This window comes from Acinetobacter sp. CFCC 11171 (assembly GCF_003268405.1).
GTDB lineage: Bacteria > Pseudomonadota > Gammaproteobacteria > Pseudomonadales > Moraxellaceae > Acinetobacter > Acinetobacter amyesii.
This window is the reverse complement of sequence record NZ_LQXP01000035.1, coordinates 25,676-42,051: the sequence shown is the minus strand read 5'-3', so window position 1 is coordinate 42,051 and position 16,376 is coordinate 25,676. Positions and strand designations below refer to the sequence as shown.

The following is a 16,376-nucleotide window of genomic DNA, read 5'->3' as shown; positions in this document are numbered from 1 at the left end:
GATCAATCAGTAAAAATCCACACAAGTTGTTCTTCATAATCTCTTAATGATCTTTCTAACATCTCATCAATGCTAGAAGCTGGACTTCGATAAACTTAACAAACTCAACGCTTCGCGTTTCGTTCGTTTCCGTCCATCTCGTCGGTATGGTGCTCATTATAGGGCAATTTCTTACACGTGCAAGTGCTTTTCACTCACAAAGAATACGAGTGTTTTATTTTTATGCACCATTATGGTTCAAAAAACACACTTTATTCACATAAATACATGATATTTATTACAAATATCATGTAAAATATTTTTTCCTATTTTGTGTGCTTAGTTTTTCACAGGTGCTGCTTTAATCACCACACTCTGTATAACCACTGGGTTTACAGGGACATTCTGGTGCATTCCATAGTTCGTAGTTGGAACTTTTACGATTTTATCGACGATATCCATACCTTTAGTGACCTTACCAAAAACAGCATATCCCGCATTCATTGCACTTTTATTGAGGAAGTCATTGTCTGCAACATTAATAAAGAACTGACTACTTGCTGAATCAGGATGATTCATCCGTGCCATTGCCAATGTGCCACGCTTATTGCTCAAGCCATTACTTGATTCATTCTTAATCGCCGCTTTTGTTGGCTTCTCCTGCATCTTGACATCCATGCCCCCACCCTGAACCATAAATCCAGGTATCACGCGATGAAAGATCGTACCGTTATAAAATTTTTCTTTTGCATAGCTTTCAAAGTTTTTAGCTGAGATAGGTGCCTTGTCATTAAATAGCTCAATTTCAATATTGCCCTGAGAGGTTTTCATTTCGACAATAGTATTGGCAGCAAAACTGCTTAAGCTCACACAGCCAAGTGCTGCGGTAAATAAAATCTGTTTTAACATTTGCTAACTCTTCTGGTTGATCTCGTACTTGTTATTGACTGTATATTAGTCTTTGATGATTAAAAAGTAATTATTCTGCCATTATTAAAACGAGAACAATGATGACGCAAATAATACCGTCGGACACTGCATTGACACATTTACCGCCTTGGCAACTACGTGGCGATGCTTTTATTTTGAATTATTGGATCTCTCCGAGTTTTATCCAACAAGCGCAGATGTTCCGTTTAGCGACATCAGCTTTGGGTCGTGTGGTTCAGGTGTTATTGGTCCGATACCATAATTCGCCTGTGGGTCCTTATGACGAATTGCTGATTTTAGATCACCCTTTATGGAGTAAGAAAAGGTTAAGTTCGATACCTAAGATTTATGTTTCGACAGATATCTCTGTCATTCATGGCCAAAAACTCTGGGGTATTCCTAAAGAGTTGGCAAAGTTTGAATGGCAACAACATGACAATGAAGTGGTCTGTACTATAGAAGTTGAACAACAAAAGATGCAGATCCGTTTAAAAAAATCACGTTTACAGCGTTCTTTCTATATTAATAGTCATCATATCCCAGCAGCGATGTTGCAAATCAGACAAGCGTGGGAAGGTAAGCGTTATCAATTTTCACCGAAGTTTCGTGGACGGCTCTCTAAACTGAAACAGGTAGAATGGCACAATACGCAGGAGATTTTTCCAAATTTTGCCGAAGCACGATTATTGCAAAGCTTTTATGTCCCCGAATTTAGCCTCGTATTTCCTGCTGCAAAAATTCAAGATAAATAACCCAATAAATAAAAACCCAGTGTTTCACGTGAAACACTGGGTTTACTTTATATAAAGGAATGATTAGCTACGTTTATCCCAAAATTTACGGAACTTCGTACTGATCTCGATCACGTATTTTTTAGCTCGGTGCGAAACCGGGGTTAAGTTAATAAAGCCATGGGTTTGATCGGTATATTCTTGATAAAACACTTTTACCCCTTGCTGACGGAGTTTATGCGAATAAATTTCACCTTCGTCATGTAAAACGTCATGCCCTGCCGTCACGATATACGCGGGTGCGATACCTGCCAATTTTCCATAGGTTGGTGAAATTAATGGATCATCTAAGGCCACTGCATGTTGTTCCGCATATAAAGCCGTTACGACATCAATATCTTTTTCAGTCAGAACTAGACCATCTTTATAAGCATAGAAAGATGGGTGGCGACTCTTGAAATCCACTACTGGGTAAATTAATAGTTGAGCTTGCGGGGCAAAAACTTTTTGAGCACTGCGCTGTGCAACCGCAGTAGCAATATTGCCGCCTGCACTATCCCCTGCCACCGCAATTCGATTTTTTAGAATTTTAAACTGACGACTATTTTGATAAGTCCAAGCCAAGGCATCTTCACAACTTTGCATTAATTGAGCTGGGCTGGCCTCTGGCGTGAGTGGATAATCAATACTTAAAACTTGTGCTTTGGCATGCACGGCCAATAAACGACAAACTTCATCATGCGTGTCTAGACCACCCACCACAAAACCACCACCGTGATAGAACACGATCATCGGTAATTTTTTATTTGGAGCAGGATGATAATGACGCGCAAACAGCGTAGCACTTTGTAAAGGTAGACGTATATCTTGCACTTGTTTCACAAAGGTCGGCTTGGTCTTGATCGACTCCATCTGTAAATCAAATAATTTACGAGACTTCACATAGTCTTCGGTCACAAAGCCTGACTTACCTTGCTTGAGTTGAGCCGCCATCATGCATTTCACCAGCGGATCTAATTCTGGAAAAATAAACGGATAATCGAGACGTTTTGCGAGGCTTTCTTTGGCAAAGTTAGGAAGACGATCAAGTAACCGAGCAGCCGTACCTTGGCCTTTATCTTTCATATTTTTAAGTGATTCATTCAATGCAAACATGCTCTATCCTTCGAATTATGCTCTTCATACTTTCTACATGATCTAGGTCAAATGTGACCATATTCACATATAAGTCTCAACATCGACATACATAGTACAGACCTAGTTAAGCTAATCTTCTTTTATAGAGTTGTCATTGACAATTTACCCAAGTTTTATGGGTTGATTATGCTAACCCATTCTCGATAAAGGATACTCACCATGGCTAAAAAGATCATCCTTCTGTCTTTTGCGACTGCTTTTTTGGCTGTAGGCTGCGTAGCATTCCCTGAAGATGGTTACTACGATGGACGTTATGATCAACGTTATGACCGCCGTTATGATCATAATGATCGACGCTATGACAATCGTTATGATCGCCGTTACGACAGTCGTTATGAACAAGACCGCCGTACATGGGAACGTCAGCAACAACAACGTAATCGTTTAGAGCTCGAACGTAGAAAGCAGCAACTTGACCAGCGTAACTGGGAACAAAATCGTAAAAATCAACAAGAGTGGGATCGTCGTAAAAACGAACTCGAACGTCAACGTCTAGAACAACAGCGTAAATACTCTGAAGCTGAACGTCGTAAACGTGCTGAACAAGATCGTCAAAAAGTCAGCAAAGAGCGTCAGCGCTTAGAAGAACAGCGCCGTAAAGCCAGTCAAGATCGTAGAAAACAAATTGAGCAAGAGCGCAAAAAAATTTTCAAGATTTAAGAAAGGCATCAGATCAACAACGTAAAGCGGCTGAAGAACGTCGTCGCGCGTGGGAAAATCGCCGTTAATTGTTGTTTTTGCAGATCGGTTAAAAGTAAAAAGCTCATCTACATGATGGGCTTTTTTTTCGTTCACTAAAAATAGAATAGGTAAAAAAAGCAATAGAAAAAAATAGACAGAAGAGGCATCCTATCTTCTGTCTATTCTTGACTGCCTGTTGTTACAGGTCAGAGAGCATTAAACAATCTTATTGCTGAACTGTAGGTTGTGGTGCAGGCGCAGATTGAACTTCAGTACCTTGAGCTGATGGATCTGCTTGAACCACAGCACCCGATTGCTCTGTTGTTACAGATGCTTCAGTTGCAGACGTTACTTGTGCGGTTTCCGGAGATTCTACAGTTTCTTGAGAAGTACAACCCACCGCAGCTAAACCAAAACCTAAAACTGCGACAGCGAATAAACCAATTTTTTTCATCTTCATTATTTCCTTCATTGAATCATTAAAAGCAAAGCTCAACTTTGCCCGAGTCATAATGGAAAAAAATTCTGTGAAGTTCCCACCTTCTGAGTTGTACTTTGTACGAGGCACGGTACAGCTTATGAAATGTTTTATTAATTAGGCGGTTTTCTTTCATTTTAAGGCTTTACATCATTTTTTTAACTCAAGTGCTTTGTTTTTTATTAATAAAATAAATATACATGGTTTTAAATAAAGCGTGATCTCAGCTTTTGAATACAACAAAGTCCAACAAAACTTGCAACTCAGTTACTTAAGTGGCTGTTTTTATAAATTTCATGCAAAAAAAAAGCCTGCTTATGAGAGAAGCAGGCCATGAAAAACACATTTGAAATAAATTAAGAAACTACAGCGATAGAATCTGAAACAAAGAATACTGTGCTGATCATTTTTTGTGAAATATTTAATAAAACTGATACTAAGAGTTTTTATGTATAAATATTAACCACTATTTTTTGAGGAAAAAAAAAATGCTGATTCTTGGGAAATCAGCATGGAAAAGTGTTTCTAAAATCTAGAGGTAGTCACCATATCCCTCTCTCCAGTGGATATGGTCACTTCCGATAGATAAATTATGAAAATTTTCAGGCACAAAGAGAAACCGTTAAAATTTATGATGAAAATCTGTAAATCCGATCAAAAAATGATTATACATTCAAATCAATAATTTATATTTTCATAGAATTTAATTTTGCAGTCGATATTTTGCTGAAAAACCATTTATTTGAATAAAAAACTGCATTTAATCGCTGACTTCGCTTGAATTTTTATCCCCTGCCCCGATTTCTTTTATTAATCATGAATTCAAAACGCATGGCAGTTACGCATCGATGTCGTTTGAACGCACAGCTATAAGGACTGAACATGTTTAAGAACCCATTTAAACGGAGTAAATCAATGGCGACTGAGCAAAACCAAGACGCTCAAGATCTTCAACAAGAGCAAGCAGAACAGCAAACTCAAGCTGAAAACGAGCAAGCTGAAGTTTCAGTTGAAGATTTACAAGCACAAATCACCAATTTAGAAGAAAGCTTAAAACTTGAAAAAGCACGTACTGCAAATGCCGTATATGAAGCGCAAAAAAGTGTAGAACGCATTCAACGCGAATCTGAAAAGCATAAAGATACTGTGCTGGAAAAATTTGCAAAACAATTGCTTGAGTCAGTTGATAACCTTGAACGCGCGATTGCTGCGGCAGGTGATGAAAAATCAGGTTTATCTGAAGGTGTAGAACTTACACTGAAATCATTGCTCAGCACTTTAGAGAAATTTGGTGTGGTTGCTGTGGATACTGCAAATGGTTTCAATGCAGATCTTCACCAAGCTGTGGGCATCGATCCAAATGCCAAATCGAATGAAATCGGAACAGTATTGCAAAAAGGCTATAGTTTAAACGGTCGCCTATTACGCCCTGCTATGGTTATGGTTGGTGCATAAAGACAAATTTTCTGAGACGAATTAAAAATTTTAACCAATATTACTTGAAAATTTTTGATTGGCTCTCATATCGGATAACAAGCGAAAACATCGTAAAAGAATTTTAGAGGAAACATCCAAATGGCGAAAATCATTGGTATTGACTTAGGTACTACAAACTCTTGCGTAGCAGTACTTGAAGGCGACAAAGTAAAAGTAATCGACAACGCTGAAGGCGCTCGTACAACCCCATCTATTATTGCGTATAAAGATGGCGAGATCCTTGTCGGTCAATCTGCTAAGCGTCAAGCAGTGACTAACCCTAAAAACACATTATTTGCAATCAAACGTTTGATCGGTCGTAAGTACCAAGACCAAGCTGTGCAAAAAGATATCGGCCTTGTACCTTACAAAATCATCAAAGCTGACAATGGCGATGCTTGGGTTGATGTAAACGACAAGAAACTTGCACCACAACAAATCTCTGCTGAAATCTTGAAAAAGATGAAAAAAACAGCTGAAGACTACCTTGGTGAAACAGTAACTGAAGCGGTAATTACTGTTCCTGCGTACTTTAACGATGCTCAACGTCAAGCGACTAAAGATGCAGGTAAAATTGCTGGTTTAGATGTTAAACGTATCATCAACGAACCAACAGCTGCTGCACTTGCGTTCGGTATGGACAAAAAAGAAGGCGACCGTAAAGTTGCGGTTTACGACTTAGGTGGTGGTACTTTCGACGTATCAATCATTGAAATCGCTGACCTTGATGGCGACCAACAAATCGAAGTATTGTCTACAAACGGTGATACATTCCTTGGTGGTGAAGACTTCGATAATGCATTAATTGAATACTTGGTTGAAGAGTTCAAGAAAGAACAAAGCGTAAACTTGAAACAAGATCCGCTTGCACTTCAACGTTTAAAAGAAGCTGCTGAAAAAGCAAAAATCGAGCTTTCTTCTTCGAATGCAACAGAAATCAACCTTCCATACATCACAGCAGATGCGACTGGTCCTAAACACTTAGTGATCAACGTGACTCGCTCTAAACTTGAAGGTTTAGTTGCTGAATTGGTTGCTCGTACGATTGAGCCATGTAAGATTGCACTTAAAGATGCAGGTCTTTCAACCTCTGACATCTCTGATGTAATCTTGGTGGGTGGTCAGTCTCGTATGCCACTTGTACAACAAAAAGTACAAGAGTTCTTCGGCCGTGAGCCACGTAAAGACGTGAACCCAGATGAAGCTGTAGCGATGGGTGCTGCGATTCAAGGTGCAGTACTTTCAGGTGATAAAACTGACGTACTTCTTCTTGACGTAACTCCGCTTACACTTGGTATTGAAACAATGGGTGGCGTGTTAACAGCGATCATTGAGAAAAACACGACGATTCCTGCGAAGAAATCTCAAGTGTTCTCAACTGCTGCAGACAACCAACCAGCTGTAGACATTTCAGTTTACCAAGGTGAACGTAAAATGGCTCAACAAAACAAATTGTTGGGTAACTTCCAATTGGGCGATATTCCACCTGCTCCACGTGGTGTACCACAAATTGAAGTATCATTTGACATCAACGCTGATGGTATCTTGAAAGTATCTGCAAAAGATAAGAGCACAGGTAAAGAGCAATCAATTCAAATTAAAGCTAACTCTGGTTTGAGCGATGCTGAAATTGAAGCGATGATCAAAGATGCTGAAGCGAATGCTGAAGAAGATCGTAAATTTGAAGAATTAGCGAAAGCACGTAACGAAGCTGATGCACTTGTTTCTTCTGCTCAAAAAGCAGTAAAAGATCTTGGTGAACAGGTAACTGCTGATGAGAAATCTGCAATCGATGCTGCTGTAGCTGAGCTCGAAGCAGCGACTAAAGAAAACGATGTAGATGCAATCAAAGCGAAAACTGAAGCACTTCAAAACATCATTATGCCGATCACTCAACGTGCTTATGAAGCTGCACAAGGTCAAGGCGGTGCTGAAGGTTTTGATCCTAACGCTTTCCAAGGCGCTGAAGGTCAAGCTCAAAAAGCAGATGACGGCGTTGTAGATGCTGAGTTCACTGAAGTGAAAGATGACAAAAAATAATTTGTCGCTTTAACTGAGTCTTTCAAAGCTCAAAAAGACCGCGCGAAAGCGCGGTTTTTTTTGTGGATGATTTTATCTGCATCAGGCAATATTCAAATAACACGCTAAAGTTCAAACAGCGACATTCTTCTCGACTGCCAATCTGTCTATACTTAGATTTGCATAGCGCTAAATTTCAGTTAAATTAATGCAAAATAATCAAGTTTTGCGACGCTATGCGTTTGATTTTAATTATTGTTGTCATCGTTTTGAGTACTTGGTGGATCTATCAAACCAAGCAGCATCCTCAACTGAAATTTAATTCAATTTCAGATCGACTTTTACACCCTCTCGATACCCGACTGCGTTATCGGGTTGCTGATGTCGATCCGCGTTTTGGATTAAGCCAGCAACAAGTCATTCAACTTAGCCAAGAAGCCGCAGAGATATGGCATAAAGGGACACTCAAACCGTTATTTATCTATGACCCAAATGCACAACTGGCGATCCATCTAATTTATGATGATCGCCAAGAGCAATACAATGCCTATAAGCAAGTCCAAAAGACCTTAGCCGCAGATAAAGCCCGTAATGATTTATATGCCGAGAACTTAGCAAATTCGAGAAAAGGTCTGGAGATGAATGAGCAACAGCTCCGATCAAAACAAGCCATGATCCGTGCGGAAATCGCACAGCTGTCGCAAGAACGTATGAATTGGAGCCGAATAGAGCATGCACAAAACCCCAATATGCAACGCGTTGAAAGAGAACTTGAGCAAGTTAAAGCACAAGCGATGCAATTAGACCAAGAAATAGATCGATTTAATCAGCAAAATGATCAATTTAACCAACAAGTCTTAAGCTATAACCAGCAAATCGATCAATATAATGCAGGCGTGATACAAGCCAGTCAGCGCTTTCCTGCTCGAGAGTTTCATAAAGGCGTTTTTATGGGGGATCAGATTCAGATTTATCAATTTGATGCCGAAGATGATTTACGCCTTACCCTTGCCCACGAACTCGGACATGCTCTCGGCTTATCTCACCATAATGACCCTGCTGCATTAATGTACCCAATCTTAGGCGCGCAACAATTAGAAAACTTTAAACTGATGCCAGCAGACCAAGGCTTACTATATTATCGTTAGAACACCCTGAGCAAAAAAAACCATACAATCTATAAGGATATTATAGGATTCACCAACAATAATTAGCATTTCATGTTATTGTTGATTTGCAATAATTCCCTTATATCAATGACATCTTACGTGGAGAGCAATGTGAGTTACTACCATATCTTAATTGAAGTGAATGACCACATCAGCACGATTGAACAAACCCGTGATATTGAGATTTTTGATATTACAGACATTCAACCTTATCTCCATGCGGTACTTTTACCCTTTTTTAATGAGCAATTAATTGAGCTCGAAGACGAAAATCTTGAGTTTAAAGATGTCTTGCATTTACAGGTCAAACAAACCCTATTGCCGATCCGTGACCTCATCGAAGAAGAACAACGCCTGCTTCCGAGTGATACCGATGTCACCATTACGGCATATGAAATTTTTAATAATTATCAATTGACTCAAGACGTGACTACCGTAATTTTAGATCTATTAGAAGCACTAAAATTTGAAGCCTAATATCGATTTTAAACATTAAAAAAGCCCTCTAAATGAGGGCTTTTTTATGGCTCAATTCATCATCGCGATTAGATCGAGAATGAAGATCCACATCCACACGTGGTTGTCGCATTCGGGTTTTGAACCACAAATCGAGAACCTTCAAGACCTTCAATATAGTCGACTGTTGAACCAACTAAATATTGATAGCTCAGTGAATCAACCAACATCTTCACATCACCATTGATAAATTCAGCATCATCTTCGTTTTGGCTTTCAGCAAAATTAAACCCATATGAGAAACCTGAACAACCACCACCAGTCACATATACACGTAACATAAGGTCTTGATTACCTTCACTCTCACGCAATTGGCGTACTTTATTGGCAGCATTGTCAGTCAGCACAAGTGCTTGAGCATTCATGATGGATTCCTCTGAGTCATTGGGGTGTCTTTAAAAAGAAAAGACCATATTTCAAGTATAACATACTCAATATATGGTCAGTCTTCACAGTTTAAAGTTAAATCAGAGTATTTTTCTCAAGATTCATTTAAAAGTTATTTATAGTTTTCTTCCTGTAATGCGCATTCGAAGTTTTTAGGGTCTTGTTTACAGCGGAATTGCCATAATAGTTTCATCATTCGCTTGTCGTAGATACCACGTTTAGTCAAATCGATACGCGCTTCACGCATCATTTTTTGATAACCAGCTTTGTCTGCTGTTGGAACATCCATCCAATATTTGGCTGGAATTTCTGACTTCATTTTGCCTAATATCGTGAATGCACGAGGTAATTGTGTTTTGACCCAATCACGTGATTTTTGCCCATACCCCGCTGGGAATTTATCTGGGCGAATAATAATATTTCCCGTCACTTGTAAAATTGGATAATTGACAATTGCGCCTTTGCTGCCTAAACCTTTATGTAATTCTAATGGTTTGAACACAGCTGCAGGAGCACCAATAATATCCACCTGACCATTGTTAAATTTAGCGCCAAAATTGGTTACATCGGCACTGACCGCTTGAGCCCCGACCTGCTGCACCATAATTTTCTGTGCTTCATCGTAGTCAAGCACCGCAATTTTTTTACCTGCGGCTTTAGCGACAGTATTGATACTACGATCATTCACCAACAGGTAGGCATCACCAACAGGTATCACACCTGCCACTTCATATTTACTATTGACCATGCTCTTAGCAAATGTTGGACTTGCAAGACCTTGCATAACTTTTACGGCCAATTTCAAATCTGGAATCGCACCAATGGCATCTAAAGAACCGGTAAAATTATTGAATTGGCGACCACGCATACCAGTAACACTGATCCCATCACATTTACCAGCTTTAAAATCTTCTGCAATCACCGCTTCATTTTGACCGACGCGGAGCTCAATGTCTGCGCCCCAGTTTTTTGCCGCCAATTGATAATCTTTCATCAGGGTAAAAACATCACCATTTTTACCAACCAAATCAAATACACATACCACTTGCTTCGCTTGAGCTACGCCATTTACCGCCATTAATGCAGCAGCAACGCTCAATGCCTTTGTCCATTGTTTCATACTGACTTTCCTTGTTTTTTTACTGTTTTTGTTTTTTAACCATTTTTTGAATTTTGGGTCATGCTGAGTTCGATTCAATTGACTCACAGCCCTCGATTTGAATTTAGATTACCTGAATATTTTGCTCACTCAATGGCGAGAATGACCTGTAAATTTGCAAAAAAAAGCCTGGATAAATCCAGACTTTTTTTCTTTAAATATCAGCTTATTCGCCGCCAAGTGAACATTCAAAATTGGCTTTATCGACAGAACAACGTGCCTTTTTCAAAACAGACATCATGCCTGCATCATAAATGCCACGCTTCGTCATATCCATACGACCTTCACGCAGTAATTTTTGATATTTGGTTTTATCTTCTGCACTTAGGTTAAGTTTATATTTCGCAGGAATACCCGCTTCTAGACGGTTAATCATCGCGATACTCTTCGGTAAGTGTTTCACAAACCAATCACGTGATTTTTGACCAAAGCCTGCAGGGAACTGATCAGGACGAATAATAAAGTCCGCAGTCACTTGTAAAACTGGGAAGTTAAACATCGCACCATTGGTACCTAAACCTTTATAGATCTCTAATGGTTTGTAGGCATATGCAGGCGCACCCACCATATCTACCTGACCATTATTAAACTTCGCCACAAAGTTAGATACATCTGAAATCACAGCTTGAGCGCCGACACGTTGCACCATGATTTTTTGTGCTTCGTCATAGCCTAAAACTGCAAACTTTTTACCTGCTGCTTTTTCAATTGAGTCAATTTTTTTGTCTTTGACAAAGATGAACGCTGAACCTAGTGGGGCAATACCCGCCACTTCATATTTCTTACCACCTAGATTGCTGACCATTTTTGCAGCATTACGTTGGTCTAATGCAAAGGTAATCGCACGTTGTGCAATCGCATTGCTTGGTGCGCCACCCAGCGCATCAATAGAGCCTGCAAATTTATTGTACTGACGGGCACGCATCGCCGTCATAAATACGCCGTCACATTTACCTGCTTTAAAGTCATTGTCGGCTACTGCTTCGTCTTGACGCGGAATTAAGTTAATTTCAGCACCCCAGCCTTTTGCTGCAAGCGCCCATTCCTGAGCCATTTGATATGACTCGCCTGACTTACCCAGTAAGTCAAATACACAGATATCTACTTTTGCTGCCTGAGCTGAACCAGCAAAGCCAATTGCAGCAAACGTAGCCAATGATAGGAGCGTTTTTTTCATTCTATTTTCCTTTCAAATCTTTTTATGGTTCAGAGGTGTCCTTACACAAGCCCGATATTAAGCAAGTTAATTTAAAAAAAATAGAGCATTTACTCCATTTATTTATGTCATTTTGGCATATTCTGTTTTTCTGTGATGTATATCACTTTTTATATGAAGTAAAATTATAAATATAATCATCATCTTATATTTGTAAAAATGGATTTTAGCATTTACAGCGATTGCATCAAAATTTACAAAGAAATACAGAAAAAAGCTTATTCACCCGCCACTGAACACTCAAAATTGGTTCGCTCAATCGTACAACGGGCTTTTTTTAGTACCGTCATCATGGTGGAGTCATAGATCCCTTGTTTGGTTAAATCCATCCGTCCTTCACGCAATATTTTCTGATACTTCAACTGATCATCTTTGCTGAGATTCATCTTATATTTGGCAGGAATTTCAGCTTCCATACGTTTCACCATGGCAAAACTTTTTGGTAATTGCTTAACAAACCATTGCCGAGAAGGTTCAGCAAAACCTTCTGGGAATTTATTATTACGAATAATCAGGTCTGCCGTGACATTCACCACAGGAAAATTTACCATCGCCCCGGTAGTGCCTAAGCCTTTTGAAATTTCGAGTGGCTTAAAGGCATAAGCTGGCGCAGCCACAATTTCAACTTCGGCCTGATTAAACTTGCGAATAAAATTAGAAATTTCTGACATCACTGGCACAGCGCCAACACGGTCTACCATCACTTTTTGCGCATAATCATAATGCAAAATGGCAAATTTTTTACCTTCAGCTTTTTCTAAATTATTGATATTGCGATCACGGACAAAAATGTAGGCTGAACCAATTTGCCCGATCCCTGCCACTTCATAACTATCTTTCCCTAGATTGCTAATCAGTCGTTTACTGTTCCGTTTATCTAAGACATAGGTAATGGCTTTTTGCGCGATGGTATTATTCGGTACACCGCCAATGGCATCAATCGAACCGGCAAATTTGTTATACGCACGTGCCCGCATCGAGGTCATATAAAACGCGTCACATTTCCCTTCTTTAAAATCTTTATCGACTTTGGATTCATCTTGATATGAAATCAGTTGAACTTGTGCTCCCCATGCCTTACTGGCCAGAGACCACTCTTCCATCAGCTTATAAGATTCCCCCGCTTTTCCAAGTAAATCGAACACACAAACCTTCTGATTGGCATAGCTTTGTGCAGACATCACACCTGAAAGAAGCGATAAAATTAAAATTCCTTTTCTCATTTCTTATATTCCCAATATGTTTTATTAATCCATTTAAAACAACAACTTGAAATATTTTTTTAATACTATAGCCCGTTCAATATACCTAAATACGTGGAATCTGTCACATTTTTTCAGATGGTTGCGATGCTTTGTTTTTTTTTTGCCAAGCCATCCATTAGAATAGCCCCACATTCTTCTTGTTTAGTTAGTTCCATGATTCAGTTAGACCAACTTTCCATTCGTCGCGGTGGGCGTGTTTTATTTCAAAAAGCATCTATGCAATTGCATCCAGGCTGGAAAATCGGCTTAACAGGTGTAAATGGTGCGGGTAAATCCACTCTTTTTTCTGCGCTTTTAGGTGGAATGGAATCTGATGGCGGCTCATTGACTCGTCCTGCGGTATGGACCGTCGCTCATATGGCACAAGAAATCAAAGCACTCGATATGAAAGCGATTGATTTCGTTCTTTCAGGCGATGAGGAATATTGGGATATACAACATAAACTTGAACATCCAGAACAATTAGACAATGAAGCGTTGGCACACTTATATGGCCGATTTGATGAAATCCATGGCTATACAGCACCATCCAAAGCCTCACAACTGATGGCCGGCCTGGGATTCTTTGAACATCAGTCCCAGCTCAATGTTTCAAGCTTTTCAGGTGGTTGGCGTATGCGTTTAAACCTTGCGCGTACCCTAATGAGCCGCTCTGACCTTTTATTACTCGATGAACCAACCAACCACTTAGACTTAGATGCGATTTTGTGGTTAGAAGATTGGTTAAAAGCTTATGAAGGCACACTGATCTTGATTTCACATGACCGTGATTTCTTAGATGCGGTGACTGATCATATTTTACACATCGAAAATCAAGAGCTGACGCTTTACACCGGTAACTATTCAACCTTTGAACGCACCCGTTCTGAGCGCTTGGCACAACAACAACAAGCCTATGAAAAACAACTTGAAACTCGTGCGCATCTCCAAAAATTTATTGACCGTTTTAAAGCCAAAGCGACTAAAGCTAAGCAGGCTCAAAGCCGTATTAAACAATTAGAACGCATGCAGGAACTTTCTGCTGCGCATATCGATACACCATTTACCTTTAGTTTCCGTGAACCGACCAAAATGAGTTCACCGCTGCTGCAAATAGAACACGCAGATATTGGCTATGGCGACAAACTGATCGTGACCAATGTAAACCTGCAAATTACCCCAACCAGCCGAATTGGTTTACTCGGGATGAATGGTGCGGGTAAATCAACCTTAATTAAATCCTTAGTTGGTGATCTTCCTTTATTACAAGGGACGCGCAAAGCTTCTGAACTGTTGAATATTGGCTATTTTGCGCAGCATCAAATGGATGCTTTAGATGGCAATGCCAGCCCGATGTTGCAATTATCTCGAATTGCTGACAAAAAAATCAGTGAAGCGGCATTACGTTCATTCTTAGGTAGCTTTGGTTTTAGTGGCGAACGCATGGATACGCCAAGTGAAGGCTTTTCAGGCGGTGAACGAGCACGATTGGCTTTGGCTTTGATTGTTTGGCAGCGCCCCAATGTTTTAATTCTAGATGAACCGACCAACCATTTAGACCTTGATATGCGTCATGCCCTGACTATGGCGCTGCAAGATTTTGAAGGTGCTGTGGTTTTGGTTTCGCATGAACGTCAATTGATTGCCAGCGTTTGTGACGAATTATTGTTGGTACATCATGGGAAATGTCGCGAATTTGATGGTGACCTCGTGGCTTATGCCGATTGGCTGCGTCAAGCGCGAATCGACATGATGAAAAATAGCCAACAAGCCCCTATTCCCATCAAATCTCAAGTTGAAACTAAACCGACGATTTCCAAAGTCGATAAAGAAGCGCAGCGTAAAGAAGCTGCACGTCAGCGTGAATTGACCCGCCCGATTCGTAAAAACATTGAAAAAAATGAAGCGCAAATCAGCAAAATTCAGCCACGCTTAAACGAAATCGAGGAATTATTAGCAGACAGTGCTTTATATGAAGCCAGTCGTAAAGATGACTTACTCAAACTTATGAATGAGCAAACAGAATTAAAAGCCAAACTTGAATCTGTCGAAGAGCAAATGCTTGAATTAATGATGGAATTAGAAGAAATGGAAAGTAGTTTTGAGGCTTAATTTAAAAAGCAAAACCATAGATTTGCATTATTAAGAAAACCTAACTTAAACTCAAAAAATCAATCGCCGTGAAATTTAAATGTTCCACGGCGATTTTTTATTTATACTTCACAATAATAATCACATTATAAATCTAAAAAATATTTAAAAAAAATCGAATGTTCATATCCAACTGGTTATTGCATCGTTAAGGCATTTCTATTCGTAAAGAATTTAAAAATTCAGCGATAGCTTTTACCCTAATTTTGTAAATGAATTCAAAAAATATACTTCACATCAAACTCATTGCCGCAGTTATCCACAAAAGCCATTTTTAAATTCAAATCTTAGTTTTAAATTCATTTTTATTTTTATTTTTTAAATTCAAAATATCGAACCACCTTTTTGTGGATAAATATTTTTAAATAATATTATCCACAATTATAAATAACTTTGATGTTGAACACTATTAAATGTGAAAATTCACAAAACTTATCCACATTTGCAAGATGGATGCATTTTATCTCCACTGACTACATTAATTTAAACTTTTTATTGTTTAAGATAAGGCAGAAGGATGGGCTTTTTTTGCCTTTAAAAAACGTAATTCTTGTATTTTCCAGGTCTGATCAAAATGCCAGATTTCCTGTATTTTCTGCTGTGTTTCGGCTAAACCAATTAAAATTTTGCACTCAGTTTGGTCACGATTAAACTCATAATCTTCAAATTCTACGTCTGGTTTTTGTGGTTTCCAAACCCCATTTTTTACTGCATGTGCAATACGTTCATAGCGGACATAATTACTTTCGACACGCCCGTCTTGCTCATAAACCACCTTAAAGTGCTCATCTTCGTATTCGGCTAAAACAGTATAATTTCCGGTAAAAAATGCATTTACCCAGATATCACGAATGTGTTCAAGTTGATTGTCCATCATATATAGACCTCTTATTTTTAGCTGCTAAGTTCAATTTGATTTGAGCTTAGCATCAGAATAAGTCAATTTTATAAAACACAAATTGGCGATTTAATATTCAATTTTATTTAAGATAGCACAAAAAAAAGCACTCCGAAGAGTGCTTTTTTGAATGATTCTGTAATCA

General features: G+C 39.1%; 15 protein-coding genes. 7 read left to right on the top strand and 8 right to left on the bottom strand.

Annotation, left to right across the window (positions count from 1 at the left end; all coding sequences use genetic code 11):
• Positions 1–318: 318 nt before the first annotated feature.
• Positions 319–888, bottom strand: coding sequence for a peptidylprolyl isomerase (locus AVJ20_RS14535; RefSeq protein ID WP_111885719.1), 570 nt, complete (start codon positions 886–888; stop codon positions 319–321).
• Between the two features lie 101 nt (positions 889–989).
• Here AVJ20_RS14535 and AVJ20_RS14530 point away from each other — a divergent pair, with 101 nt between their 5' ends.
• Positions 990–1,661: an acetoacetate decarboxylase family protein gene (locus AVJ20_RS14530; protein ID WP_111885724.1), complete on the top strand. Its 672-nt coding sequence runs from the start codon at positions 990–992 to the stop codon at positions 1,659–1,661.
• A 63-nt stretch (positions 1,662–1,724) separates the two neighbouring features.
• Here AVJ20_RS14530 and AVJ20_RS14525 read toward each other — a convergent pair whose 3' ends face one another.
• On the bottom strand, positions 1,725–2,795 hold the full coding sequence (locus AVJ20_RS14525; RefSeq protein WP_078194436.1) for an alpha/beta hydrolase: 1,071 nt from the start codon (positions 2,793–2,795) through the stop codon (positions 1,725–1,727).
• Positions 2,796–2,996: 201 nt separating this feature from the next.
• Here AVJ20_RS14525 and AVJ20_RS14520 point away from each other — a divergent pair, with 201 nt between their 5' ends.
• Positions 2,997–3,497, top strand: coding sequence for a hypothetical protein (locus tag AVJ20_RS14520; protein ID WP_111885718.1), 501 nt, complete (start codon positions 2,997–2,999; stop codon positions 3,495–3,497).
• 247 nt (positions 3,498–3,744) lie between these two features.
• Here the strand turns inward: AVJ20_RS14520 and AVJ20_RS14515 are convergent, their stop codons facing one another.
• Positions 3,745–3,972, bottom strand: a complete 228-nt coding sequence (locus AVJ20_RS14515) for a hypothetical protein (RefSeq protein ID WP_228157222.1) — start codon at positions 3,970–3,972, stop codon at positions 3,745–3,747.
• 939 nt (positions 3,973–4,911) lie between these two features.
• Here AVJ20_RS14515 and grpE point away from each other — a divergent pair.
• From grpE to AVJ20_RS14495, 4 genes are all read left to right on the top strand, one after another.
• On the top strand, positions 4,912–5,451 hold the full coding sequence (gene grpE / locus AVJ20_RS14510) for a nucleotide exchange factor GrpE (RefSeq protein ID WP_111885723.1): 540 nt from the start codon (positions 4,912–4,914) through the stop codon (positions 5,449–5,451).
• A 120-nt stretch (positions 5,452–5,571) separates the two neighbouring features.
• Entirely contained in the window at positions 5,572–7,512 is a 1,941-nt protein-coding gene (gene dnaK, locus AVJ20_RS14505) for a molecular chaperone DnaK (RefSeq protein ID WP_078194438.1), read from the top strand.
• Between the two features lie 215 nt (positions 7,513–7,727).
• Positions 7,728–8,639 (top strand): matrixin family metalloprotease, encoded by a 912-nt coding sequence (locus AVJ20_RS14500; protein ID WP_111885716.1) that lies wholly within the window; start codon positions 7,728–7,730, stop codon positions 8,637–8,639.
• A gap of 120 nt (positions 8,640–8,759) precedes the next feature.
• Positions 8,760–9,137: a hypothetical protein gene (locus AVJ20_RS14495; RefSeq protein ID WP_171263823.1), complete on the top strand. Its 378-nt coding sequence runs from the start codon at positions 8,760–8,762 to the stop codon at positions 9,135–9,137.
• A 68-nt stretch (positions 9,138–9,205) separates the two neighbouring features.
• Here the strand turns inward: AVJ20_RS14495 and erpA are convergent, their stop codons facing one another.
• The 4 genes from erpA to AVJ20_RS14475 all read right to left on the bottom strand — a co-directional run bounded on the left by erpA (position 9,206) and on the right by AVJ20_RS14475 (position 13,161).
• On the bottom strand, positions 9,206–9,541 hold the full coding sequence (gene erpA / locus AVJ20_RS14490) for an iron-sulfur cluster insertion protein ErpA (protein WP_078194440.1): 336 nt from the start codon (positions 9,539–9,541) through the stop codon (positions 9,206–9,208).
• Between the two features lie 134 nt (positions 9,542–9,675).
• Entirely contained in the window at positions 9,676–10,683 is a 1,008-nt protein-coding gene (locus AVJ20_RS14485; RefSeq protein WP_111885715.1) for a putative solute-binding protein, read from the bottom strand.
• Between the two features lie 205 nt (positions 10,684–10,888).
• A complete protein-coding gene (locus AVJ20_RS14480; protein ID WP_078194442.1) occupies positions 10,889–11,899 on the bottom strand; it encodes a putative solute-binding protein in 1,011 nt (336 codons plus the stop codon).
• 257 nt (positions 11,900–12,156) lie between these two features.
• A complete protein-coding gene (locus AVJ20_RS14475) occupies positions 12,157–13,161 on the bottom strand; it encodes a putative solute-binding protein (protein ID WP_078194443.1) in 1,005 nt (334 codons plus the stop codon).
• Positions 13,162–13,356: 195 nt separating this feature from the next.
• Between AVJ20_RS14475 and AVJ20_RS14470 the strand changes: the two genes are divergently transcribed.
• A complete protein-coding gene (locus AVJ20_RS14470; protein ID WP_111885714.1) occupies positions 13,357–15,294 on the top strand; it encodes an ATP-binding cassette domain-containing protein in 1,938 nt (645 codons plus the stop codon).
• Between the two features lie 538 nt (positions 15,295–15,832).
• Here AVJ20_RS14470 and AVJ20_RS14465 read toward each other — a convergent pair.
• Positions 15,833–16,210 (bottom strand): hypothetical protein, encoded by a 378-nt coding sequence (locus tag AVJ20_RS14465; RefSeq protein ID WP_111885713.1) that lies wholly within the window; start codon positions 16,208–16,210, stop codon positions 15,833–15,835.
• Positions 16,211–16,376: the final 166 nt, after the last annotated feature.